Here is a 22,814-nt window from a genome sequence, read left to right as displayed (position 1 = left end):
GACGATCTGTAAGCCCCCAGCGCACGGCGGCGACTTGAGCTCGGGCGCCTTCAACCACCTTGACAGCGATGCTCGTCCTCGACGACCTCTCTGGACTGGCTGCTCACGAGCGGCACCAGGGACATCGGCATCCACCCCGAGCTGCACATGGCCTGCCCGACCGCCCTGTTCCTCGCCACGCACCAGAGCACGGCCGAAACGGGCACGCAGACCCCGCCGGGCGGAGGGCGGGTGACGGCACGGCCCCGGCCGAGCGCCGACCGGACCCGCACTGACCGGCCCGGCGGCGGCACCACACCCCGCGCAGCAACTGCCACCACCGTTGCGCAAACCCAACAATCAAGAAAGGCGGCGGGCACATGCCCACCCCACCTGTCGGCGCGGCCCAGCGCATGGTCGAGACCCTCTCGCAGTACGGCGTGCCGTACGTCTTCGGTGTCCCCGGAGCCACGATCGACGCCGTTCACGATGCCCTGGCAGTCGGAGGCCCCGAACTTGTGATGTGCCGCCACGAACAGAACGCTGCCGTGATGGCCGCCACTGTCGGGCTGCTGACCGGCACCCCCGGAGCGGTCCTGGCCACCTCAGGAGCCGGCACCACCAATCTGATGACCGCTCTGCTCACTGCGACGACTGAGCAGTACCCGGTGATTGCTGTGTGCGGGGCTGTGACCCGCCGGGACCGGTTCGAGCGAGCCCAGCGGTCGCTGGACGCCATCGCCGCACTGAGACTGGTCACCACTTATACCTGCGAAGTCCACGACCCCGACAACGTCCCCGAAGCCATAGCCAACGCCCTGCGGGCGGCGGTCACCCCACCTCGCGGTCCGGCCGCGGTGGTGATGCCTGCCGACGTCGCAGGCGCGCTCACCGCCGCAACCGTCGTACAGCCGCACAGGCACCCTTCTCCGGGCCCCGCTCCCGCTGAATGCATCCACCGTGCCGCCCAGATCATCCGCGCCGCGCAGCAGCCCGTCCTGCTGGTCGGGCTGCGTGGTGCGGATCCCGAGGCCTGCGCCGCGCTGCGCGAACTGATCCGTGTCACAGGCCTGCCCGTGGTGGAGACCTCCCAGGCGGCGGGCATCGTCCCGCGCACACTGGAGGAGCAGTACGCCGGCCGGATCGGCCCTTTCCGCAATCAGCCTGGGGACGTCGTGGTGACACATGCCGACGTCCTGATCACCGTCGGCTACGACCCCGTGGAGTACGACCCGGGCCTGTGGAACACCGACCCGGCCCGTGCGATCGTCCACATCGATGCACTGCCCGCCGAGATCGGCAGCCACTACCAGCCCACTCTGGAACTGCAGGGCGATGTGGCCGCGACGGTCGGTGAGCTGTCAGGGGAGCTGTCCGGGATGCCGATCAGCGACCACACCCGATTTGCCCTGGCCGAACAGCGCGCCGCCCTGGCTTGTATCGAAGAAGAGGCCAGGGCGGTCCCGGCCAACGCTGCCGGCCTCAATCCCGCCGCGGTGATCCTGAAGATCGCAGAGAATGTGGAGGACGACGCCACCGTGGTGTCCGACACAGGCCCGCACACCTACATGGCCCGTCACTTCCGCGGACACCAGCCGCGCCGCATCCTGCTCCCCAACGGCCCGCAGACACCTGGAGTCGCCCTGCCACGGGCGATGACCGCCGCGCTGCTGCGGCCGGGGACACAGGTGGTGTCGGTCTCCGGGGACGGCGGGTTCCTGTCCAGCGCACCGGAAATAGAGACCGCCACCCGTCTGGGCCTCCACGCCACGCATGTGATCATGCGCGACAACGCCTACGACATGGTGGCCTTCCAGGAGCATCGCAAATACGGCAGGGCCTCCGGTGTCCGGTCGGGCGACTACGACATCACCCAGTACGCCCGCGCGTTCGGCGCCAGAGGAATCCGGACCGAGACCATGGACGCCTTCGAGACCGAACTGCGCAGGTCTCTCGACCCGGGCAGACTCTGCGACCCCGGCATCACGGTCATCGACGTCCCGGTCGACTACGCACACAACACAGAACTCTTCGCGCAACTCCACGACAGGAATCCGAGATGACGGGCCGACGACCGCGGCTCCGGCGCCGCCCCCTCGGTACGCCGAGGCCCCCGGACACGGCGCCGCTAGGGCTCGCTGCTCGCAGCCGGGAAGCCGCCGGGCCCACCGGACAGTCTTACACCGCGTCGGGGGAGACCGACCGCGCCGTGGCGCCAGAGCATGGAGATCCTCATGAGCAACAGCACCGCGCCGACTCCCGGAACCCCCGGCACCCTGGAGACCCCGCTGCGCAGTCGCGGTGCGGCCGTCACATGGCGGGAACGGCAGACCCTCGGCCTGACCGAACGCCTGCGGTCCACTGTGGTGACTGTCGATCAGCAAGCAAATTGGTCCGGTCGGTCGACCCGGCCCACGGTGCCCGATCAGCCGCAGCGAGGCGACGCGAATGACATGACGCCGACCGAGGCCACCCTCCGGCCCCACAGGACACCTGTCATGCCAGCCGGACCAGCCCCATGTCGTACGTGGCAGGAGGTTCTCATGACGACGCAGACACACATCATGACAAGCAGGAGGTTCTCATGACGACGCAGACACACATCATGACAAGCACGGGCCGCGCGACTGCCGCGGGACTTGCAGTCAGCTTCTCGGCGGTACGGCTACGACCGCTCATCGCGGTCGTGGTCGCCTCGGCCGTCCTGCTCGGCGTCACCCTGGGGGGCGTGATCGTCCCCGCGGACGTCCACCTGGTAGTGCTGCTGATGGCGGTGCCGGCTCTCACCGCCGCGGCAGACAACACGCGTACCACCGTCGGTATGACCGCCCTGGCCTGTCTCGGCGTGGTCGCGGTCGACGTCGACGACGGTCTGCCCAGCTCACCGATCCTCCCGATCGACTTCCTGGGCCTGCTGGTCGTCTGCGTCCTGGTCCTCGTGTTCCGGCGCCTGCGGGACGTGGACCATCGAACGCTTCATGCGGTGCGCTCCGTCTCGGAGACAGCGCAAAGGGCGCTGCTGCCCCCATTGCCCTGTCGCCTGGCAGATCTGGAAATCGCCACTGCCTATCGCTCGGCCGCCGCCCACGCACACATCGGCGGAGACGTGTACGCCGCCGAACGCGTCGACCGCACGGTCCGAATGTTGATCGGTGACGTGCAGGGCAACGGCTTGGCGGCAGTCGACGACGCCGCAGCCGTCATCGGTGCGTTCCGCGAAGCCGCGCACCGCGACGTGCAACTGGAGCATGTCGCCCTCTCCCTGGACGCCGGCGTGCGCCGCCGTGTCGACCAGGCCGGCCAGACGGACAGCAACGCCTCGGAGCGGTTCATCACCGCTCTGGTCCTGGAGATACCCGACGACTTCCACGTCGTCCACGTGATCAGCTGCGGCCACCCCGACTTGATGCGCTCTCACGGCACAGACGTGGACCTCCTCGAAGTGCCGCAACCGGCACCACCGCTCGGCCTGGGCGGCGATCAAGCGGCCTATCAGGTCAACACCTTCGAATTCGAGCCGGAGGACACGCTGCTCCTGCACACCGACGGCCTCCTCGAGACCCGCGACCCGGCGGGCGTCTTCTACCCGGCGCTGGACCGCTTCGCGCTCCTCGCCGAGGACGAGCCGCGCTACCTGATCGAGCGCCTCATGAGCGACCTGACCGTCCATGCGGGCGGGGAGGTCCAGGACGACGTCGCCATGGTCGCGGTGCGCCGCCGGGCCGCACCGTCCACGGCGGGTGCCGACGAGGACAGCCACCATGCGAGTCCCGACCCTCAAACATTTCGGCGGGATTGTGACCAGGTACGACAAGACCGCCACCTCCTGCGAAGCAGCGGTCAGCGTGGCGTCGTTCGCGCTCTGGGCAAGATCCGTTTGATGGGTGGATCTTGGTGGTCAGGCCTTCTCGGGATCGACGGTTCGTCGTGCTGATGATGCCCCCTTTTCGGCCGGTGGCGGCGGCGTGCGCGAGCTTGGCGACGCTGGTGTGCGCGCCCGTCGCTGCGGCCGCGCTCGGCGGCGAGGCCGAGCGGGTGCAGGTGGCCGACCATACTTTCCGACGGGCCCGACCCTCGGCAGCCGCCTCCATCCTCGGCGAGGGGGCTCCCGCTTCACGAAGCGGAGTTAGCCTCCGCATTCTCGAAAAGTACCGCCGTTGAAACAGCCACCCGCGCTGCCCCACACCGCGCTACGTCATTTCACCGCTGCGATCGCCGACCGAATGACCTTGCTGACGGCAGCCGGATCGGATACCAGGGTCAGATGCGAACCGCCTGGGTAGACAGTTACCTTCGCCCCCGCGCGATGCGCCATCTTCTTCTCCGACTCCGGCGTGATGATCTGGTCCCCGCTGCTGATGAAGTACCAGGAGGGGATCGTCTTCCATGCCGCCGCCTTGGAGGGGGTGCTGAAGGCCACTGTGCTGGCAGCCCGCTGGGTGGCCCACAGGTTGATCGCCTGGTCGCGTGGCACGCTGCTGGCAAACTTTGTGACGAATACGTCCTTCTTGAGGTAGAGGTTGGACGCCTTGGCGGTGGCGTCCGCGTACGACACGGCGTCGTACAGCTTGGACGGTGGCCCCGACAGCGCGGACGTCGAGCCGCTGAGCTGCCCCGTCGTCTCCCCGACCGCCGGAGCGGCCGCGTCGACGTACACGAGCGCCTTTACGTTGCTCACTCCTGCCGCGGCGTTCGTGATCACCGACCCGCCATAGGAGTGCCCCACCAGCACGATCGGCCCCGAGATGCTCTTGAGGAAGTCTTTGACCGTGAGCGAGTCGGTCGTCAGGTTCTGCAACGGGTTCCCGATGGCACGCACTGTGTAGCCCGCGCGGCGCAGGATGTCGACCTCGCCGTTCCAGCTCGACGCGTCCGCCCAGGCCCCGTGCACCAACACCACCGTGGGCTTCGCCTGCGCATTGTCCGCTGCTTTGGCAGCCGGATGCCTGACTGCCGTGGCGCCGCCAGGAGGGGACGCCGCAGTCATGGTTACAACGGTGACCGTGGCCACCGCCAGAGTCATCGGGATGAACTGCCGCCGTGTAGTGGACGCCTTCATCAGAAGCCTCCTTGCTACAGCTTCACCGGGGAACGCGTCCTCAAAAGGATGAAGGGCCAGCGCACAAATCGGAAGCGAACCGCGCTTCAGCCAGCGACACGTCCCGAACCGTTCACCCGACCTTAGTGCCAGGCCGCTGCATCGGCACCCGGGGCCACGGTGCCCGTCCTGTCGGCGCAGATCCGCCATGGTCACAGCGTCAGCGAAGGCTGTCCCCGCCCGACCGGCGCGCCCCAGGCCCCCGTAGTGCAAGGCACCATGAATGCTCCGCCCGCTGTGTGTGGGTGACCCGGATCCCCCGTCCTCTCACAGATGACCGGTTGTCAGAGCCGTCCTGCCAGTCCAGTGGCAGAGGAGATTGTCCAGGTCAGTTCTCGCAGAAGTCCTCTCACAGGCGCCGAGTTCTGCGCGATGGTTCTGAGTGAGGTTGACGGAGGATTGCTACCTGCGGGGATCGGTTTCGCCCCATCCGCTGCCCGTCGGCCCTCAACGCCGATACCTGCAGGTCAGGGCGTACTTCGCCATCGCGCCTTGTGGTGCTCCCGTGGGAGCACGAGGGCGGGCTGAAACGACTTGAGGCGGCCCAGGACGGGCCAGGGCGGGCCGAAGCGCTGAGAGTTCGCGCAGGTCAGAGCAAAGCCGCAGGTCAGCGCGCCGCAAGGGGCCCACTGTGCGGGGGCTCCGGCCGTTTCTGCTTCCCCCTCCGACCGGCCCGGCCGCAGTTCGCCAGTTGAACGCGCCACTGGAGTGGCTCGCGACCCGATCGGCGTCGGAGGGCTGGTGAGGGCGGCAGGAATCGGGTACATACGGACGAGTAGCACCGGTTGGTATGCCTCGGCAGGCGCGCATGCGCGCTCGGCGCGGACCGGCCGGGTCCGCCCACCGACAACGCGGCGAGGTGAGCTCCTCATGACCGCACCATCCGCTCCAAAGAACACGCCCAAGGTCACCGAGCGTGAAGCGCGTCAAGTGGCCGAAGCCGCACGCGAGCAGGACTGGCGCAAGCCCAGTTTCGCCAAGGAACTCTTCCTCGGCCGCTTCCGGCTGGACCTGATCCATCCGCATCCACTGCCGGCCGCCGACGACGTCCGGCGCGGCGAGGCGTTCCTCGCCCGGTTGCGCGACTTCTGCGAAACCAAGATCGACGGCGCCCTGATCGAGCGTGAGGCGAAGATCCCCGACGAGGTCATCAACGGCCTCAAGGAGCTCGGCGCCCTCGGGATGAAGATCGACCCGAAGTACGGCGGCCTGGGACTGACCCAGGTCTACTACAACAGGGCGCTCTCCCTGGTCGGCTCCGCCAACCCGGCGATCGGCGCGCTGCTCTCCGCCCACCAGTCCATCGGCGTACCGCAGCCGCTGAAGCTCTTCGGCAGCCAGCAGCAGAAGGACACGTTCCTGCCCCGGCTCGCCCGCACCGACATCTCGGCGTTCCTTCTCACCGAGCCCGATGTCGGCTCCGACCCTGCCCGGCTCGCCACTTCGGCCGTTCCGGACGGTTCGGACTACATCCTCGACGGTGTGAAGCTGTGGACGACCAATGGTGTCGTCGCCGACCTGCTGGTCGTCATGGCCCGTGTCCCGAAGTCGGTCGGCCACAAGGGCGGCATCACTGCGTTCGTCGTGGAGGCGGATGCCCCGGGTGTCACCGTGGAGAACCGCAACGCCTTCATGGGGCTGCGCGGGATCGAGAACGGTGTGACCCGCTTCCACCGCGTCCGGGTCCCGGCCGCCAACCGTATCGGCCCCGAAGGTGCCGGCCTCAAGATCGCGCTCACCACCCTCAACACGGGACGGCTGTCCCTGCCCGCCATGTGTGTCGGCGCCGGGAAGTGGTGTCTGAAGATCGCCCGCGAATGGTCGGCGGTCCGCGAACAGTGGGGCAGGCCGGTTGCCCGGCACGAAGCCGTCGGCGCCAAGATCTCCTTCATCGCGGCCACCACCTTCGCCCTGGAGGCCGTCGTCGATCTCGCCTCCCAGATGGCGGACGAGGACCGCAACGACATCCGGATCGAAGCGGCCCTGGCCAAGTTGTACGGCTCCGAGATGGGCTGTCTGATGGCCGATGAACTGGTCCAGATCCGTGGCGGCCGGGGCTTCGAGACCGCCGACTCCCTCGCCGCCCGGGGCGAGCGTGCCGTCCCTGCCGAGCAACTCCTGCGGGACCTGCGGATCAACCGGATCTTCGAGGGCTCCACCGAGATCATGCATCTGTTGATCGCCCGTGAGGCCGTCGACGCCCATCTGAAGGTCGCGGGTGACTTGATCGACCCCGACAAGCCGCTCTCCGCCAAGGCGAAGGCGGGAGCGAACGCGGCCGGCTTCTATGCCCGCTGGCTGCCCAAACTGGTCGCGGGCCCGGGACAACTCCCGCGCACCTACAACGAGTTCCATCCGTCCGGCCACCCGGACCTCTCCACCCATCTGCGTTACGTCGAACGCTCCGCCCGCAAGCTGGCCCGCTCCACCTTCTACGCGATGTCGCGCTGGCAGGGCCGCATGGAGACCAAACAGGGCTTTCTCGGCAGGATCGTCGACATCGGAGCGGAACTCTTCGCGATGAGCTCCGCCTGCGTCCGAGCCGAACATCTGCGTACCACCGGTGAGCACGGCCGGGAGGCCTACCAACTCGCAGACGCCTTCTGCCACCAGTCCCGCATCCGGACCGAGGAACTCTTCAACCGCCTCTGGTCCAACACGGACGACCTCGACCGGCGTGTGGTCGACGCCGTCCTGAACGGTGCGTACACCTGGCTGGAGGAGGGGGTCGTCGACCCCAGCGGCGAAGGCCCCTGGATCGCCGATGCCACCCCCGGCCCGGCCACCAGGGAAAACGTTCACCGCACCATCCGCTGACCGTCGGAAATCCGGGCCGGCCGGGCGGGGCGCGTCCACTCGCTGGACGCACCCCGCCCGGCCGCGAGCCGCACGGCAGGATGGGGACCCGTGACCGTCATCCACATCCCCGGCTCCAAGTCCGTCACCGCACGCGCCCTCTTCCTGGCCGCCGCCGCGGAGGGCACCAGCACCCTCGTACGCCCCCTGTGCTCGGACGACACCGAGGGCTTCGCCGAGGGTCTTGCACGCCTCGGCTACGACGTGGTGAAGGAATCGGACCGCTGGCACATCGAGGGCCGCCCGGCCGGACCCGCCGCCACCGAGGCCGACATCTACTGCCGCGACGGCGCCACCACGGCACGCTTCCTGCCCACCCTCGCAGCGGCCGCCGCCTCCGGCACGTACCGCTTCGACGCCTCCGCGCAGATGCGCCGCCGGCCCCTTGCCCCGCTCACCGAGGCGCTGCGCACGCTCGGCGTCGATCTGCGCCACGAGACAGCCGAGGGCCACCACCCGCTGCGGGTCACCGCATCCGGGATCAAGGGCGGCGAACTCACCCTGGATGCGGGGGAGTCCTCCCAGTACCTCACCGCACTGCTGATGCTCGGACCGCTGACGGCGGAAGGGCTCCGGATCACCGTCACCGACCTGGTCTCCGCTCCGTACATCGAGATCACCCTCGCGATGATGCGCTGCTTCGGCGTCGAGGTGACCCGCGGCGGCCACGACGACAACGTCTTCACCGTGCCGCCCGGGGGCTACCGGGCCACGCCCTACGCCATCGAACCCGACGCATCCACCGCGAGCTACTTCTTCGCCGCGGCAGCCCTCACCGGCCACGAGGTCACCGTCGCCGGTCTCGGCAAGGACGCGCTCCAGGGCGACCTGCGGTTCGTCGACGTACTGCGCCGCATGGGCGCCGAGGTGCGCAGCACCCCGGATTCCACCACCGTCCGATCCGGTGGCACGCTCCGCGGACTCACGGTCAGCATGCGCGACATCTCCGACACCATGCCGACGCTGGCCGCACTCGCGCCCTTCGCCTCGGGTCCGGTACGCATCGAGGACGTCGGCAACACCCGGGTGAAGGAGTGCGACCGGCTGGAGGCCTGTGCGCAGAACCTCCGGAAAATGGGCATCACCGTCGAGACCGGTCCGGACTGGATCCAGATCCACCCCGGCACACCGCACCCCACAGAGATCGTCACCCACGGCGACCACCGCATCGTGATGTCGTTCGCCGTCACGGGCCTGAGGGTTCCCGGTATCACGTACGACGACCCCGGCTGCGTACGGAAGACGTTCCCGCAGTTTCACGAGGCGTTCGCGGAGTTCGCGGAACTCACGAACCGTTAGGGTTCCTGGGCCCACGCCGTTCCCGGGAGTTCTCATGTCAACGCCGCCCCAACACCCGCTTCCTCCTTTCGGATCCGTCGTGTCGTGCCACATCTGCGGTGCGATACCCGCCGTCCACACCGTGGTGCGCGGGCACCAGGGTCTGGTCATCACGCTCCGATTCCTGACCGAGGAAGGCGCCTTCTGCCGTACCTGCGGAACCGCCACCTACCGCAGGATGACGTCCAACACCCTGTGGCAGGGCTGGTGGGGGCTGCTGTCCGTGTTCGCCGCTCCGGTCACCATGCTGATGAACATCGGCGCCCGCTCCCGGATCCGCTCCCTGCCCCATCCGGTGGGGAATCTGCGTCCTCAACTCGCCCCCGGCCGCCGTGTCCTGGCCCGCCCGCCCGCGCTCGCCATCATGACCGTCCTGGTCCTGGCGCTCGCCACTCTCGTCGTACCCGAGCTGATCCCCGACACCCGGCCCACGTTCACGGCCGGAGACTGTGTCCGTAACAACGCGGAGTGGCCCGAGCAGGACCTGGAAGAGGTCGGATGCAGCTCGCCCGAGGCCGAGTTCTGGATCTCGGCCGGAGACAAGTGCTGGGGCAAGGACTGGCTGCTGTACCTGGACTACAGCGCCGAGAACAAGACCCTGTGCGCGCACCCGATGTCGAAGTAGGCGTGCTCGGCAGGACCGGACCTGTGGGCATGCAGGACAATCGGGGGGCGTCGATCAAGAACGACGAACTCCAGCACGACCTGCAGAACCTGCAGAGAGCCGGCATCACCAACAGCGAAATGGGGGCAGGGATGTTCGGGGTGGGTATCCAGCGCGGACGGTGGCGCCGGGCCGCGGCCGTGACGATTGCAGTCGTGATGGCTCTGGGAGCAACCGCGTGCAGCAGTGACAAGGACAGTTCGGGCGGTCCGGGCGGGTCCGGCGGCTCAGGGAAGGACGGCAAGCCCTCGGCGGCGGCCCACGGGCCCAAGGCGCTCAGCGAGGCACAGCTCAAGGCGGCTTCGTTCACCGACGGGCAGACCGTCGGCAAGTACACGGCCTCCGAGTACACCCTCGGCGGCCCACTCGGCGACGCCTACACCGCAGATCCCGCCGGCTGCCAGCCGCTGGTCAGTCTCGCCGCTGACGTCAGCGACCACGACCCCGCCGCTCAGGTCCAACGGAAGGTCGACATCCCCGACGAGATGCTCGGCATCACCGTCGATGTCACCCTCCGGTCGTACCCCGACGGCGATGCGGCCGAGGTCATGAAGGCGCTCGACAAGGCCGGCAAGGACTGCGCCGGGGGATTCACCGAGGAGCGGGCCCTTGCGAGCGCGAAGTATCTGAAGGTCGAGCCCGCCGAGGCACCCGACTTCGCGGCCGAGGCGGACGAGGCCGAGGCCTTCCGCTTCACCATCCTCGACGTGAAGGGGAAGCTGAAGCTGTACGAATACCTCACCGTCGTCCGCTCCGGCTCCACCACCCTCGCCTTCCGCGGCGAGATCCCCGGCACCAAGGACATGGGCGGCATCCCGCAGGACGTCATGACCGCGCAGTGGACCAAGTTCCGCGCGGCATGATCGCCGGGCTCGCCCAGCTGCTCGGGTACGCCCCGTATGCGATCGCCTCCGGCCTGCCGGCCGGGCTCGGGCGGCGGTGCGACGAGCTCCTCGTGGACCGAGCCCGGTGGGCCGTGGCCCGGCGGCTGCCGGCATTCACAGGAACGCTGCCGGAGCTGCTCCTCCCGGAATTCTGCGGGACGCGCTGTCAACCCGCTGGGCCGATGCGGCAACAATGGGGGGCATGAGCGACAGCCCTGCCCCCCTCGCCGACCCGCATCTCGTCTTCGACGCAGCGGAAGGCCGCCGGGATCTCGTCATCCTCGGCTCCACCGGGTCCATCGGCACCCAGGCCATCGACCTGGTGCTGCGCAACCCCGACCGCTTCCGCGTCACCGCGCTCTCCGCCGCAGGCGGCCGGGTTGCCCTCCTCGCCGAGCAGGCGCGGCAACTGAAGGTGCGCACCGTGGCCGTCGCCGCACCGGACGCGGTGCCGGCCCTTCGCGAGGCGCTGCGCGAGCAGTACGGGGCCGGGGAGCCGCTGCCCGAGATCCTGGCGGGTCCCGACGCCGCCACGCAGCTCGCCGGGAGCGACTGCCACACCGTCCTCAACGGAATCACCGGCTCGATCGGCCTCGCCCCCACGCTCGCCGCGCTCGAGGCGGGCCGCACGCTCGCCCTCGCCAACAAGGAGTCGCTGATCGTCGGCGGCCCGCTGGTGAAGGCACTGGCCAAGCCCGGGCAGATCATCCCGGTCGACTCCGAGCATGCCGCGCTCTTCCAGGCGCTCGCCGCCGGCACCCGTGCCGACGTGCGCAAGCTGGTCGTCACCGCCTCCGGCGGCCCCTTCCGGGGACGGACGAAGAGCGAGCTGGCGAACGTCACGCGCGAGCAGGCCCTCGCGCACCCGACCTGGGCCATGGGCCCGGTCATCACGATCAATTCCGCCACCCTCGTCAACAAGGGACTGGAAGTCATCGAGGCCCATCTCCTCTACGACATCCCGTTCGACCGGATCGAGGTCGTCGTCCACCCCCAGTCGTACGTTCACTCCATGGTGGAGTTCACCGACGGCTCCACCCTCGCCCAGGCCACCCCGCCGGACATGCGCGGACCGATCGCCATCGGCCTCGGCTGGCCGGAGCGGGTCCCGGACGCGGCACCGGCATTCGACTGGGCGAAGGCCTCCACCTGGGAGTTCTTCCCGCTCGACAACGACGCCTTCCCGTCCGTGGGACTGGCCAGGCACGTGGGCACGCTCGGCGGCACCGCCCCGGCGGTGTTCAACGCCGCGAACGAGGAGTGCGTGGACGCTTTCCTGGCGGGACAGCTGCCGTTCAACGGAATCATGGATACGGTCACGGCGGTGGTGTCCGAACACGGCACACCGCCGACGGGAACTTCACTCACGGTCGCAGACGTCCTCGAAGCGGAGACCTGGGCGCGGGCCCGGGCTCGGGAACTCTCGGCGAAAGCGACAGCGGAGGCGCGCGCATGAGTATTACGACGGTCCTGTTGACGATTCTGGGCATCGTCGTCTTCGCCATCGGCCTGCTGTTCTCGATCGCCTGGCATGAGCTGGGTCACCTGTCGACCGCGAAGCTCTTCGGTATCCGCGTCCCGCAGTACATGGTCGGCTTCGGACCGACCGTCTGGTCGCGGAAGAAGGGCGACACCGAGTACGGGATCAAGGCGATTCCGGCCGGTGGCTACATCCGCATGATCGGCATGTTCCCGCCCGGTCCGGACGGACGGCTGGAAGCGCGCTCCACCTCGCCGTGGCGCGGCATGATCGAGGACGCCAGAGAGGCCGCCTTCGAGGAACTCGAACCGGGTGACGAGAAGCGTCTCTTCTACACGCGCAAGCCGTGGAAGCGCGTGATCGTGATGTTCGCCGGACCGTTCATGAACCTGATCCTGGCTGTCGCGATCTTCCTCGGGGTCGCGATGAGCTTCGGCTTCCAGACCCAGACCACCGAGGTCGCGGGTGTCCAGAAGTGCGTGATCGCACAGAGCGAGAAGCGCGACGCCTGCAAGAAGGGCGACCCGGTCTCGCCGGCGCAGGCCGCCGGACTGAAGAAGGGCGACAAGATCGTCGCCTTCGACGGCCGGAAGGTCGACGACTGGGCCACCCTCTCCGACCGGATCCGCGAGACCATCGGCCCCGCCACCATCACCGTCCGGCGCGACGGCCAGGAGAAGACCCTCCACGCCGTGCTGCAGAAGAACTCGGTGGCCGAGAAGGACTCCAACGGCGAAGTGGTCCCCGGCAAGTTCGTCCCGGCCGGTTACCTCGGCTTCGCCGCTCGGACGGACATCGTCCCGCTCTCCTTCGGCGACTCGGTCGTCCGCATGGGCGACATGATCGAGAACGGCGTCGACTCGATCATCGCCCTCCCGTCCAAGATCCCGAGCCTGTGGAACGCGGCCTTCGGAGACGGGGAGCGCGCAGCGGATTCCCCGGTCGGCGTGGTCGGTGCGGCCAGGATCGGTGGCGAGGTGATGACGCTGGACGTCCCTGCGACGAACCAGATCGCGATGATGCTGTTCCTGCTCGCGGGGTTCAACCTCTCGCTGTTCCTCTTCAACATGCTGCCCCTGCTGCCGCTCGACGGCGGGCACATCGCCGGGGCGCTCTGGGAGTCCGTGCGACGCAACGTGGCGCGGGTCTTCAAGCGCCCCGACCCCGGCCCCTTCGACGTGGCCAAGCTGATGCCGGTCGCCTACGTCGTCGCCGGTGTCTTCATCTGCTTCACACTGCTGGTCCTGGTGGCCGACATCGTCAACCCGGTCAAGATCTCCTGACCGGCCGGGTGCGCGGTTCGCACCCTGCGCGCCGCCCGTATCGCGTGCACCACAGGCGGCGGCCGGACGTACACCCGGTGTCCGGCCGCCCACGTTTGTGCTCACATGGGGATGCGGTGTGCTCCGGGATCTCACCCGTGGCGTAACCTCGAAGGTCGGAGCCCGCCGATCTCGGGACCTTGATCCACACCTTGGGGATGCTCAGCGCATGACTGCGATTTCTCTCGGAATGCCGTCCGTTCCGACCAAGCTCGCCGACCGGAGGGTCAGCCGCAAGATCCAGGTCGGGTCGGTGGCGGTCGGTGGGGATGCGCCGGTGTCGGTGCAGTCGATGACCACGACCCGGACGTCGGACGTCGGTGCGACGTTGCAGCAGATCGCGGAGCTGACGGCGTCGGGCTGTCAGATCGTGCGGGTTGCGTGTCCGACGCAGGATGATGCGGATGCGCTTGCGACGATTGCGCGTAAGTCGCAGATTCCGGTGATCGCGGATATTCATTTCCAGCCGAAGTATGTGTTCGCGGCGATTGATGCGGGCTGTGCTGCGGTGCGGGTGAATCCGGGGAACATCAAGCAGTTCGATGACAAGGTGAAGGAGATCGCGCGGGCGGCGAACGATGCGGGGACGCCGATCCGGATCGGTGTGAATGCGGGTTCGTTGGATGCGCGGTTGTTGAGGAAGTACGGGAAGGCGACGCCTGAGGCTCTGGTGGAGTCGGCGTTGTGGGAGGCGTCGCTGTTCGAGGAGCACGGGTTCCGGGACATCAAGATCTCGGTGAAGCACAACGATCCGGTGGTGATGGTGAATGCGTACCGTCAGCTGGCGGCTCAGTGTGATTACCCGTTGCATCTGGGGGTGACGGAGGCGGGGCCGACGTTCCAGGGGACGATCAAGTCCGCGGTGGCGTTCGGTGCGTTGTTGAGTGAGGGGATCGGGGACACGATCCGGGTGTCGTTGTCGGCGCCGCCGGCCGAGGAGGTCAAGGTCGGTCTGCAGATTCTGGAGTCGTTGAATCTGAAGCAGCGGCGGTTGGAGATCGTGTCGTGTCCGTCGTGCGGTCGTGCGCAGGTGGATGTGTACAAGCTGGCGGATCAGGTGTCTGCGGGTCTTGAGGGCATGGAGGTGCCGTTGCGGGTTGCCGTGATGGGCTGTGTCGTCAATGGTCCGGGTGAGGCCCGTGAGGCGGATCTGGGTGTGGCGTCGGGGAACGGCAAGGGGCAGATCTTCGTCAAGGGCGAGATCATCAAGACGGTTCCCGAGTCGAAGATCGTCGAGACGCTCATCGAGGAAGCCCTGAAGATCGCCGAGCAGATGGAGAAGGACGGCATCGCCTCCGGCGAGCCCGAGGTCTCCATCAGCTGAGGCCGATCCCCACTTCATGACTGTGCCCCGCCCGGCGAACGAACCGCCCGGCGGGGCACAGTCGTGAGAGACCTCACGGCGGGGCGAAGATACCGGTGACAGCCATGGGGCGGCGTCTCCCAGCCTCTTTGGGTACAGTGCGGAAATCAGCAGACCGCATGGTGAGGCCCCCTCGTGTTGACGCAGACCACCACCCGGGTCCTCGAACCCAGCGACCTCGGCGCAGCGCTCGCCATCCTGGAGAGCGAGCCCGTCGCCAACGCCTTTGTGACGTCCCGGGTTCAGATCGCAGGACTCGACCCATGGCGCCTCGGCGGCGAGATGTGGGGCTGGTACGCCGACGGCCGACTGCGGTCGCTCTGCTACTCCGGCGCCAATCTCGTCCCCATCTGCGCCACCCCCGAGGCCGTCAGGGCCTTCGCCGACCGGGCCCGCCGGGCGGGCCGCCGCTGCTCCTCCATCGTCGGTCCCGCCGAAGCGACCGCGCAGCTGTGGCGGCTCCTCGAACCCGGCTGGGGACCCGCCCGAGAGGTCAGGGCCAACCAGCCGCTCATGGTCACCGAGAGCCCCGCCGCCGATGTGACACCCGACCCTCTTGTACGTCGCATCCGCAAGGACGAGATAGACGTCCTGATGCCGGCCTGTGTCGCGATGTTCACCGAGGAGGTCGGTATCTCCCCGCTGGCCGGTGACGGCGGACTCCTCTACCAGGCACGCGTCGCCGAGCTCATCGGCGCCGGCCGCTCCTTCGCCCGTATCGAGGACGGCAAGGTCGTCTTCAAGGCGGAGATCGGCGCGGCCACCCCGCAGGCCTGCCAGATCCAGGGTGTCTGGGTCGCCCCCGAACACCGTGGCCGCGGCTTGTCCGAGACCGGTATGGCGGCGGTCCTGCGCCACGCACTCGCCGACGTCGCACCGGTCGTCAGCCTGTATGTGAACGACTACAACACCGCGGCCCGCAAGGCCTATACCCGGGTCGGCTTCCGTGAGGTCGGCGCGTTCATGAGTGTGCTCTTCTGAGCTTGCCGGAGGGAGCAGCTCCGGCGGGCCCCCGCGACCGTTCCGGCCGGTCCGAAGGTTCGCCCGGCCGTCCCGGGCGCGTATCCCGCAGACCGGCGTGGACAGTAGGGTTCGGCGCATGGCAGCAGTTTCCGGGGGCGGTGCCCACACTCCGAGTGTCCTGGTCGGGCCGATCGATCTAGCCGCACGCGTGGACGAGGCGCTGGCCGTACAGGCCGTCGCCTTCGGCCTCGGGCGGAACGAGGTCGACGTACGCCGGCACATCGTCCTCAGACACCTGGAGCATCCGTGCGCCCGGGCCCTCGGAGCCACCACCGCGGACGGCCGGCTCATCGGGTTCGTGTACGGCATGCCGAACGAGCGCGGCCACTGGTGGTCCACCGTCGTCGAGCCGTATCTGCGCGCCACCGGCTCCGAGGACTGGCTCGACGACTCGTTCGTGATCACCGAACTGCATGTCCACCCGGAGTTCCAGAACCAGGGCATCGGCCGCTCGCTGATCACCACCATCACGGATGCGGTCGAGCAGCCCCGTTCCATCCTCTCCGCCATCGACACGGAGAGCCCGGCACGTGGCCTGTATCGCACGCTCGGCTACCGGGACCTGGCCCGACAGGTGCTGTTTCCCAGCGCTCCCAAGCCGTACGCGGTGATGGGAGCGCCTCTTCCGCTGCGCCGCCGGGCCTAGGACGGCGCCAATCGATTTCCGCCCGCCCGTACCACCCGGCTAACCTCCTGCACATCACCCTTCCGAGCAGGAGTTCATCATGGCCCAGGTCCAGCGCATGTCCCGATTGATGATCAAGACACTGCGCGACGACCCGGCGGACGCCGAGACGCTCAACCACAAGCTGCTCGTCCGGGCCGGTTACGTACGCCGCACCGCCGCCGGAATCTGGACCTGGCTGCCCCTGGGCAAGAAGGTCCTGGAGAACATCACGCGCGTCGTGCGCGAGGAGATGGACGCCATCGGCGGCCAGGAGGTCCTGCTGCCGGCGCTGCTCCCCAAGGAGTCGTACGACGCGAGCGGCCGTTACGACGAGTACGGCGACCTGCTCTTCAGGCTCAAGGACCGCAAGGGCGCCGAGTACCTCCTCGGCCCCACCCACGAAGAGATCTTCACCCAGGTCGTCAAGGATCAGATCACGTCCTACAAGGACCTGCCCGTGATCCTGTACCAGATCCAGACCAAGTACCGCGACGAGGCCCGCCCCCGCGCCGGTGTGCTGCGCGGCCGCGAGTTCCAGATGAAGGACTCGTACTCCTTCGACACCACCGACGAGGGCCTCATCGAGGCCTACCAGCTGCACCGCGCCGCCTACATCCGCATCTTCGAGCGGCTCGGCCTCGACCACCGCATCGTCTCCGCGGTCTCCGGCGCGATGGGCGGCTCGGCCTCCGAGGAGTTCCTGGCGCCCGCCCCGGCCGGCGAGGACACCTTCGTCGACTGCCCCGCCTGCGACTACGCGGCCAACACGGAGGCCGTGACCTTCAAGGCCACTCCCGTGGACGGCTCGGCGCACGGCCCCGTCGAGGAGCTGGACACCCCGGACACCCCGACCATCGAGACGCTCGCCGCCCACCTCGGGATCCCGGCCTCCGCGACGCTGAAGAACCTTCTGGTCAAGGTCGACGGCGAGATCGTCGCCGTGGGCGTCCCCGGCGACCGCGAGGTCGACCTCGGCAAGCTCGGCGAGCACCTGGCCCCGGCCGTCGTCGAGCTGGTCACCGGCGAGGACTTCGTGGGCCGTCCCGACCTGGTCCGCGGCTACGTCGGCCCGCAGGGCCTGGAGAAGGTCCGCTACATCGCCGACCCGCGCATCGCCCCCGGCACCGCCTGGGTCACCGGCGCCAACAAGCCCGACACCCACGCCAAGAACGTCGTCTGCGGCCGCGACTTCGAGGTCGACGACTACCTCGACGTCGTTGTCGTCGAGGCGGGCGACCCGTGTCCCAAGTGCGGCACCGGCCTCAAGCTGGACCGTGCCATCGAGATCGGCCACATCTTCCAGCTGGGCCGCAAGTTCGCGGACGCCTTCCAGCTCGATGTGCTCGGCCAGAACGGCAAGCCCGTCCGCGTCACCATGGGCTCCTACGGCATCGGCGTCTCCCGCGCCGTCGCCGCACTCGCCGAGCAGACCGCCGACGAGCAGGGCCTGTGCTGGCCGCGCGAGATCGCCCCGGCCGACGTCCACCTCGTCGCCGCGGGCAAGGCGCTCCAGACCGAGCTGGCCCTCGAGGTCGCCGAGAAGCTCGGCGCCGCGGGCGTCCGGGTCCTGGTCGACGACCGCGCCGGTGTCTCGCCCGGTGTGAAGTTCACCGACGCCGAGCTGATCGGTGTGCCGAAGATCCTGGTCGCGGGCCGCCGCTCGGCCGAGGGCGTCCTCGAGCTCAAGGACCGCCGTACGGGCGAGCGCGAGGAGCTGACGGTCGACGAGGCGATCGCCCGTCTCACCGTGCAGGGCTGACGCCCGCTCAGACCGACGAGGGCCCCCGCGCTGTCCGACAGCGCGGGGGCCCTCGCCCGTTCGTGACAGGGCGGCTCCGTCGTGACGGCTACAGCCAGCCGGCGAACTCCAGGGTCAGCTCGCCTTCCTGGCGACGGCCGACCGCCAGCGCCCGGGTGCCCGACTCCACCGCACGGAACAGCGTCCAGCCATGGAGCCGTTCACGGTCCACGTCCAGCGAATCCGCGAGCTTGTTGACCCGGCGACGGGCGGTCGCCGCGCCGCCGGGGGACGCGATCAGGTCCTCCACCCGGTCACGTACCAGTCGCGCCAGATCGTAGGCGCGCTCGCCGACCAGCGGCTCCGGCCCGACCGTCAGCCAGGGCGCCCGTTCGCCGGCCAGCACCTTGCTCTGGCGGAAGTTGCCGTGCAGCAGCAGGACTTCGGGGGAGTGGGCGACCAGCTCCTCGCGAGCCGCCAGGGCCGCTGAGACCAGCGGTTCCAGCATCGGGTCGGCCTTCGCGGCAGCCCGCATCGGTTCCGTTTGGCGGCCGGTCCGCTCCTCGACGGTCTCGAAGGAGTGTCCGGCAGGCGGCTCGACCCACAGCCGCCGCACCGTCCCCGCCGCCTCCAGCAGCGCCTTCGCCTCCGGCAGCGAACGCAGCGAGACCTCGGGATGCAGCCGCTCCAGCAGCAGCACGCCGCCGTCGGAGCCCATGAGCTGCACCGCACCCCAGCCGTTCCAGTGCGCCAGTGCCGCGCTTTCCAGCTCGGGCGCGGCCCCGGACGGAGCGATCTTCAGCGCCGCCGGGGTGCCGTCGGAGCGCCGCACCAGCAGAACCAGGCTGCTGCGCCCACCGGGCGCCGCCACCCGCTCCACGGTCAGCTCCGGTCCGTTCGCGGACAGAGCCTCGGCGGTCAGTGCGGGAAGCCGGGCGAGCCAGTCGGCGGCGGCCGGATCCCCGTACACCTCGCCGAGCGCTCGCACCAGACGCTGCGGCGGTTCGAAACCCATACGTGCTGTGTTCCCTTTCAGAGCCTTCTTCAGTGCGTCGGACCTGCCCCGGCCTTCGCAGTGGTCCCTGCCTTCGCATCGGTCCCGGTCGGCCGGTCCGTCCCGGTGGTTCCGTCGGCGGACCGCTCGGCAAGCCCCGGAAAGGCTACGCCGCTGCCCCGCCAGCGGACCGCACGCACCGCGGCCTCCCGCAGCGCATCCGCGGCCTCTCGTCTGAGCGGCCCTCCGGCAGCGCGTACGAGATCGGAGTAGACGTCCGCGATCCGGTCCTCCAGCAGTGCGGCGAGTTTCACCGCCGCCGCGGAGTCCGGCACCGCGAACGGCAGAGCGTACGCGGAATCCGCAGCGACCGGTTCACCGCCCAGGTCCCGCACGGTCCGCACCAGCGCGTCGCGCCGGGCCCGGTGCGCGTGGTAGGCCGCAGTGGCCTCCGCCCGGCGGCCGTCGGCGACCCGGCCGCCGACCACCCCGTACCCGTACACCGCCGCATGTTCGGCGGCGAGCGATGCCTGCGCCGCCTGCAGCGTCTGCGCGCTCATGACGAGGTCTCCTTGGCCAGCTCGGTCAGCAGGTAGGCATGGGCGGCGCCCGCCGCGGCGATCGACGCCAGCAGCCGGGCCAGCTCCGGAGGGGCTTTCAGGAGTGTCGCCGTATGCGCGGCGGCGGTACGGCGCTCCGCCGCGGCCAGTTCTTCGACGGCGGCCTTGGCGTCGGTGGCGGGCGGGTGCGAGAGGGCGAGCGCCCCGCCCGCGCTCTGCGACAGCGCCGTCGTGTGCGCCCGTACGGCGTCCCGCAGCGGTGTGAGTCCGGCCTCGGTCCCGGGATACGCCTTGACGACCTGGTCGTACTGGACGAGCAGCTTCCGGCTCGTGGTGGCGGCCGTCAGCCGCAAGGTGTTCTCCACCTGGGCCGCAGCGGCCCGCGCGTCGGCGATCGTGGTGTCCTCCCGGCCGTCGCCGCCGTCGCCCCCGCAGCCGGCCAGCGTCGCCCCGAGGGCGATCGCTCCCGTCGCGGTGAGCGCACCCCTGCGCGTCGTCCCCGTGCGCCGCACCTGTTCTCCTTCGGGTGTCGATCTGTCCTGACAGGATCTGTCCTGAAGTGATCACCGCAGGCGAGCGTACCCGCGGCTGAGCGGCCGGCGGACGGCAACACCCCTCGGGACCGGATACCCTTTGACCTGACACGCGACGAACCACACAACAGCACACGCGGCCGAGGAGTCACCCGGATGAGCACCACCCAGAGCGAGAGGCTGCGCGGGCTGCTCGAACCGCTCGTCAGCGCCAAGGAGCTGGATCTCGAGGAGATCGAGGTGTCCCGGGCAGGCCGCCGTCGTGTGCTGCGCATCATCGTGGATTCGGACGAGGGCGTGGAGCTCGACGCCTGCGCCGAGCTGAGCCGCGCGATCTCCGAGAAGCTCGACGAGACCGACGCGATGGGCGAGGACGAGTACGTCCTCGAAGTGAGTTCTCCCGGTGCCGACCGTCCGCTGACGGAGCACCGCCACTACGTACGCGCCACCGGCCGCCTGGTGAAGCTGCAGCTGGCCACCGAGGGAGCCGCCGGCGAACTGGTGGCCCGCATCATCGCGGTCGACGACGACGGGCTGGACCTCGAGGTGCCGGGCGTCAAGGGCCGCAGGCCCACGTCCCGCCGGGTCGCCTTCGACGAGATCGCCAAGGCACGCGTGGAGATCGAATTCAACCGCAAGGACAAGAAGGAAGAGGAGGCGTAGCCGTGGACATCGATGTGAAGCTCTTGAGGGGCTTGGCACAGGACAAGGAGATCCCCTTCGACGTGCTCGTCGAGGCGATCGAGTCGGCCCTCCTCATCGCCTACCACCGCACCGACGGGAGCTACCGCCGCGCGCGCGTGGAGCTCAACGAGCGCGGCCATGTGACGGTGTGGGCGAAGGAGGACCCGGCCGACCTCGAAGAGGGCCAGGAGCCCAAGGAGTTCGACGACACCCCGTCCGGCTTCGGCCGGATCGCCGCGACGACCGCCAAGCAGGTCATCCTGCAGCGGCTGCGTGACGCCGAGGACGACAAGACGTTCGGCGAGTACGCGGGCCACGAGGGCGATGTCGTCACCGGCGTCGTCCAGCAGGGCAAGGACCCGAAGAACGTCCTGGTCGACATCGGCAAGCTGGAAGCGATCCTGCCGGTGCAGGAGCAGGTGCCGGGCGAGGAGTACACGCACGGTCTGCGGCTTCGTTCATATGTCGTACGGGTCGCCAAGGGGGTGCGCGGTCCGTCCGTGACCCTGTCCCGGACCCACCCCAGCCTGGTCAAGAAGCTCTTCGCGCTGGAGGTCCCGGAGATCGCCGACGGTTCCGTCGAGATCTGCGCGATCGCCCGCGAGGCCGGCCACCGCACCAAGATCGCGGTCCGCTCGACCCGCTCGGGCCTGAACGCCAAGGGCGCCTGCATCGGCCCGATGGGCGGCCGTGTCCGCAACGTCATGGCCGAACTGCACGGCGAGAAGATCGACATCGTGGACTGGTCGGACGACCCGGCCGAGATGGTCGCCAACGCCCTGTCGCCCGCCCGGGTGAGCAAGGTCGAGGTCGTGGACCTCGGAGCGCGGTCCGCCCGGGTCACCGTCCCCGACTACCAGCTGTCCCTGGCCATCGGCAAGGAGGGGCAGAACGCCCGCCTCGCCGCCCGTCTCACCGGATGGCGCATCGACATCCGCCCGGACACCGAGACCGACGCCGAGCGGGACATCGCCGACCGGGAGCGGGCCGAGCGCGCCCGCGACCGGTCCGACCGGTACTGATCCGGTACGGAATCGGCCGGCGCCGGTCCGAGGAGTGGACCGGCGCCCGTCCGGACGGCGGACCCGTCCGGTCCGGGAAATGGACCCGGAACGGTCAGGAGCACGGGCCCGACATGGGCCCCGAGGAATAGATCCACGCTCCATGCCGCCGAGAACACGACAACATCCGTTCGATTTTTGCCCCAAAGGGGTGAGGTCGGTGCGGGGAGGTAGACTTAACTGTGTCTGGCCGGACGCACGCCCGCGTTTGCCCTGAGCGAACCTGTGTGGGATGCCGGGAGCGAGCGGCCAAGAGCGAGCTGCTGCGCATCGCGGTGGACGAGGATGCTTGCGTCCCCGATCCTCGCGGTAGGCTGCCCGGCCGGGGTGCATATGTGCACCCCGTCACTGTCTGTCTGGACCTGGCGGTTCGCCGCCGGGCATTCCCCCGGGCCTTCAAGGCCAAGGGGCCGCTCGATTCCGCGGAAGTGCAGCGGTACGTCGAGCGGGTGACACCGTAAGAAACGAGAACGGCACGGGACCCCGTGCGGTCAGGTACCTCGCGAGTTGGAAGTAGGTCGAGATTGCGATGAGCACTCGATGAGTACGCGATGAGTACGCCCATGAAGT

Annotated in this window: 19 protein-coding genes; 15 read left to right on the top strand and 4 right to left on the bottom strand. The window is 69.1% G+C overall.

The features are described 5' to 3' along the window. Positions 1–359 precede the first annotated feature (359 nt). Together alsS and OHB49_RS13335 are read left to right on the top strand one after the other, a co-directional pair. On the top strand, positions 360–2,042 hold the full coding sequence (gene alsS / locus OHB49_RS13340) for an acetolactate synthase AlsS (RefSeq protein ID WP_329160458.1): 1,683 nt from the start codon (positions 360–362) through the stop codon (positions 2,040–2,042). Between the two features lie 521 nt (positions 2,043–2,563). After that, positions 2,564–3,913 (top strand): PP2C family protein-serine/threonine phosphatase, encoded by a 1,350-nt coding sequence (locus OHB49_RS13335; RefSeq protein WP_329160456.1) that lies wholly within the window; start codon positions 2,564–2,566, stop codon positions 3,911–3,913. A gap of 261 nt (positions 3,914–4,174) precedes the next feature. Here the strand turns inward: OHB49_RS13335 and OHB49_RS13330 are convergent, their stop codons facing one another. Further along, a complete protein-coding gene (locus tag OHB49_RS13330) occupies positions 4,175–5,227 on the bottom strand; it encodes an alpha/beta hydrolase (RefSeq protein ID WP_329160454.1) in 1,053 nt (350 codons plus the stop codon). A gap of 720 nt (positions 5,228–5,947) precedes the next feature. On the opposite strand from OHB49_RS13330, the gene OHB49_RS13325 reads away from it, so the two are divergent. The 10 genes from OHB49_RS13325 (at position 5,948) to OHB49_RS13280 (ending at position 18,433) form a co-directional block, all read left to right on the top strand. Then, positions 5,948–7,894: an acyl-CoA dehydrogenase family protein gene (locus OHB49_RS13325; RefSeq protein WP_030980514.1), complete on the top strand. Its 1,947-nt coding sequence runs from the start codon at positions 5,948–5,950 to the stop codon at positions 7,892–7,894. A 90-nt stretch (positions 7,895–7,984) separates the two neighbouring features. Beyond that, entirely contained in the window at positions 7,985–9,232 is a 1,248-nt protein-coding gene (aroA, locus tag OHB49_RS13320) for a 3-phosphoshikimate 1-carboxyvinyltransferase (RefSeq protein WP_329160452.1), read from the top strand. A 79-nt stretch (positions 9,233–9,311) separates the two neighbouring features. Continuing rightward, complete coding sequence (locus OHB49_RS13315; protein ID WP_329160451.1) at positions 9,312–9,896, top strand: LppU/SCO3897 family protein; 585 nt, start codon at positions 9,312–9,314, stop codon at positions 9,894–9,896. A 29-nt stretch (positions 9,897–9,925) separates the two neighbouring features. Then, complete coding sequence (locus tag OHB49_RS13310; protein ID WP_329160450.1) at positions 9,926–10,798, top strand: hypothetical protein; 873 nt, start codon at positions 9,926–9,928, stop codon at positions 10,796–10,798. 223 nt (positions 10,799–11,021) lie between these two features. Next, a complete protein-coding gene (dxr, locus tag OHB49_RS13305) occupies positions 11,022–12,275 on the top strand; it encodes a 1-deoxy-D-xylulose-5-phosphate reductoisomerase (protein WP_329160449.1) in 1,254 nt (417 codons plus the stop codon). After that, positions 12,272–13,582, top strand: a complete 1,311-nt coding sequence (locus tag OHB49_RS13300; RefSeq protein WP_329160448.1) for a M50 family metallopeptidase — start codon at positions 12,272–12,274, stop codon at positions 13,580–13,582. The genes dxr and OHB49_RS13300 overlap by 4 nt, the downstream gene beginning before the upstream one ends. 208 nt (positions 13,583–13,790) lie before the next feature. Beyond that, positions 13,791–14,945, top strand: a complete 1,155-nt coding sequence (gene ispG, locus OHB49_RS13295) for a flavodoxin-dependent (E)-4-hydroxy-3-methylbut-2-enyl-diphosphate synthase (RefSeq protein WP_329160447.1) — start codon at positions 13,791–13,793, stop codon at positions 14,943–14,945. Positions 14,946–15,119: 174 nt separating this feature from the next. After that, the gene (locus OHB49_RS13290; RefSeq protein WP_329160446.1) at positions 15,120–15,965 is read left to right on the top strand and encodes a GNAT family N-acetyltransferase; all 846 of its coding nucleotides are present in this window, start codon (positions 15,120–15,122) and stop codon (positions 15,963–15,965) included. Between the two features lie 118 nt (positions 15,966–16,083). Further along, a complete protein-coding gene (locus tag OHB49_RS13285; RefSeq protein WP_329160445.1) occupies positions 16,084–16,653 on the top strand; it encodes a GNAT family N-acetyltransferase in 570 nt (189 codons plus the stop codon). Between the two features lie 79 nt (positions 16,654–16,732). Next, entirely contained in the window at positions 16,733–18,433 is a 1,701-nt protein-coding gene (locus OHB49_RS13280; protein ID WP_313939472.1) for a proline--tRNA ligase, read from the top strand. An 88-nt stretch (positions 18,434–18,521) separates the two neighbouring features. Here the strand turns inward: OHB49_RS13280 and OHB49_RS13275 are convergent, their stop codons facing one another. The 3 genes from OHB49_RS13275 to OHB49_RS13265 are packed head-to-tail and all read right to left on the bottom strand — an operon-like array spanning position 18,522 to position 20,478. Further along, on the bottom strand, positions 18,522–19,427 hold the full coding sequence (locus tag OHB49_RS13275; RefSeq protein WP_329160444.1) for an aminoglycoside phosphotransferase family protein: 906 nt from the start codon (positions 19,425–19,427) through the stop codon (positions 18,522–18,524). 29 nt (positions 19,428–19,456) lie between these two features. Continuing rightward, complete coding sequence (locus OHB49_RS13270) at positions 19,457–19,966, bottom strand: ferritin-like domain-containing protein (protein ID WP_329160443.1); 510 nt, start codon at positions 19,964–19,966, stop codon at positions 19,457–19,459. Beyond that, positions 19,963–20,478, bottom strand: a complete 516-nt coding sequence (locus OHB49_RS13265) for a hypothetical protein (protein WP_030979795.1) — start codon at positions 20,476–20,478, stop codon at positions 19,963–19,965. The genes OHB49_RS13270 and OHB49_RS13265 overlap by 4 nt, the downstream gene beginning before the upstream one ends. A gap of 177 nt (positions 20,479–20,655) precedes the next feature. Between OHB49_RS13265 and rimP the strand changes: the two genes are divergently transcribed. From rimP to OHB49_RS13250, 3 genes are all read left to right on the top strand, one after another. Continuing rightward, positions 20,656–21,162, top strand: a complete 507-nt coding sequence (rimP, locus tag OHB49_RS13260; RefSeq protein WP_329160442.1) for a ribosome maturation factor RimP — start codon at positions 20,656–20,658, stop codon at positions 21,160–21,162. Positions 21,163–21,164: 2 nt separating this feature from the next. Then, the gene (gene nusA, locus OHB49_RS13255) at positions 21,165–22,205 is read left to right on the top strand and encodes a transcription termination factor NusA (protein ID WP_030979797.1); all 1,041 of its coding nucleotides are present in this window, start codon (positions 21,165–21,167) and stop codon (positions 22,203–22,205) included. Positions 22,206–22,426: 221 nt separating this feature from the next. Next, a complete protein-coding gene (locus tag OHB49_RS13250; RefSeq protein WP_078853069.1) occupies positions 22,427–22,705 on the top strand; it encodes a YlxR family protein in 279 nt (92 codons plus the stop codon). Positions 22,706–22,814: the final 109 nt, after the last annotated feature.

The organism is Streptomyces sp. NBC_01717 (assembly GCF_036248255.1).
Classification (GTDB): Bacteria; Actinomycetota; Actinomycetes; order Streptomycetales; family Streptomycetaceae; genus Streptomyces.
Note: the sequence above shows the minus strand (reverse complement) of the source record. Positions and strands in the feature narration are given on the sequence as shown.

Bases quoted from the DNA above. Each gene is read 5' to 3' on its own strand.
- alsS (WP_329160458.1), top strand. From the start codon at position 360: ATGCCCACCCCACCTGTCGGCGCGGCCCAGCGCATGGTCGAGACCCTC.
- OHB49_RS13275 (WP_329160444.1), bottom strand. From the start codon at position 19,427: ATGGGTTTCGAACCGCCGCAGCGTCTGGTGCGAGCGCTCGGCGAGGTG.
- OHB49_RS13310 (WP_329160450.1), top strand. From the start codon at position 9,926: ATGCAGGACAATCGGGGGGCGTCGATCAAGAACGACGAACTCCAGCAC.
- OHB49_RS13325 (WP_030980514.1), top strand. From the start codon at position 5,948: ATGACCGCACCATCCGCTCCAAAGAACACGCCCAAGGTCACCGAGCGT.
- ispG (WP_329160447.1), top strand. From the start codon at position 13,791: ATGACTGCGATTTCTCTCGGAATGCCGTCCGTTCCGACCAAGCTCGCC.
- rimP (WP_329160442.1), top strand. From the start codon at position 20,656: ATGAGCACCACCCAGAGCGAGAGGCTGCGCGGGCTGCTCGAACCGCTC.
- OHB49_RS13280 (WP_313939472.1), top strand. From the start codon at position 16,733: ATGGCCCAGGTCCAGCGCATGTCCCGATTGATGATCAAGACACTGCGC.
- OHB49_RS13285 (WP_329160445.1), top strand. From the start codon at position 16,084: ATGGCAGCAGTTTCCGGGGGCGGTGCCCACACTCCGAGTGTCCTGGTC.
- OHB49_RS13330 (WP_329160454.1), bottom strand. From the start codon at position 5,227: ATGGCGGATCTGCGCCGACAGGACGGGCACCGTGGCCCCGGGTGCCGA.
- OHB49_RS13335 (WP_329160456.1), top strand. From the start codon at position 2,564: ATGACGACGCAGACACACATCATGACAAGCACGGGCCGCGCGACTGCC.
- OHB49_RS13270 (WP_329160443.1), bottom strand. From the start codon at position 19,966: ATGAGCGCGCAGACGCTGCAGGCGGCGCAGGCATCGCTCGCCGCCGAA.
- OHB49_RS13300 (WP_329160448.1), top strand. From the start codon at position 12,272: ATGAGTATTACGACGGTCCTGTTGACGATTCTGGGCATCGTCGTCTTC.
- dxr (WP_329160449.1), top strand. From the start codon at position 11,022: ATGAGCGACAGCCCTGCCCCCCTCGCCGACCCGCATCTCGTCTTCGAC.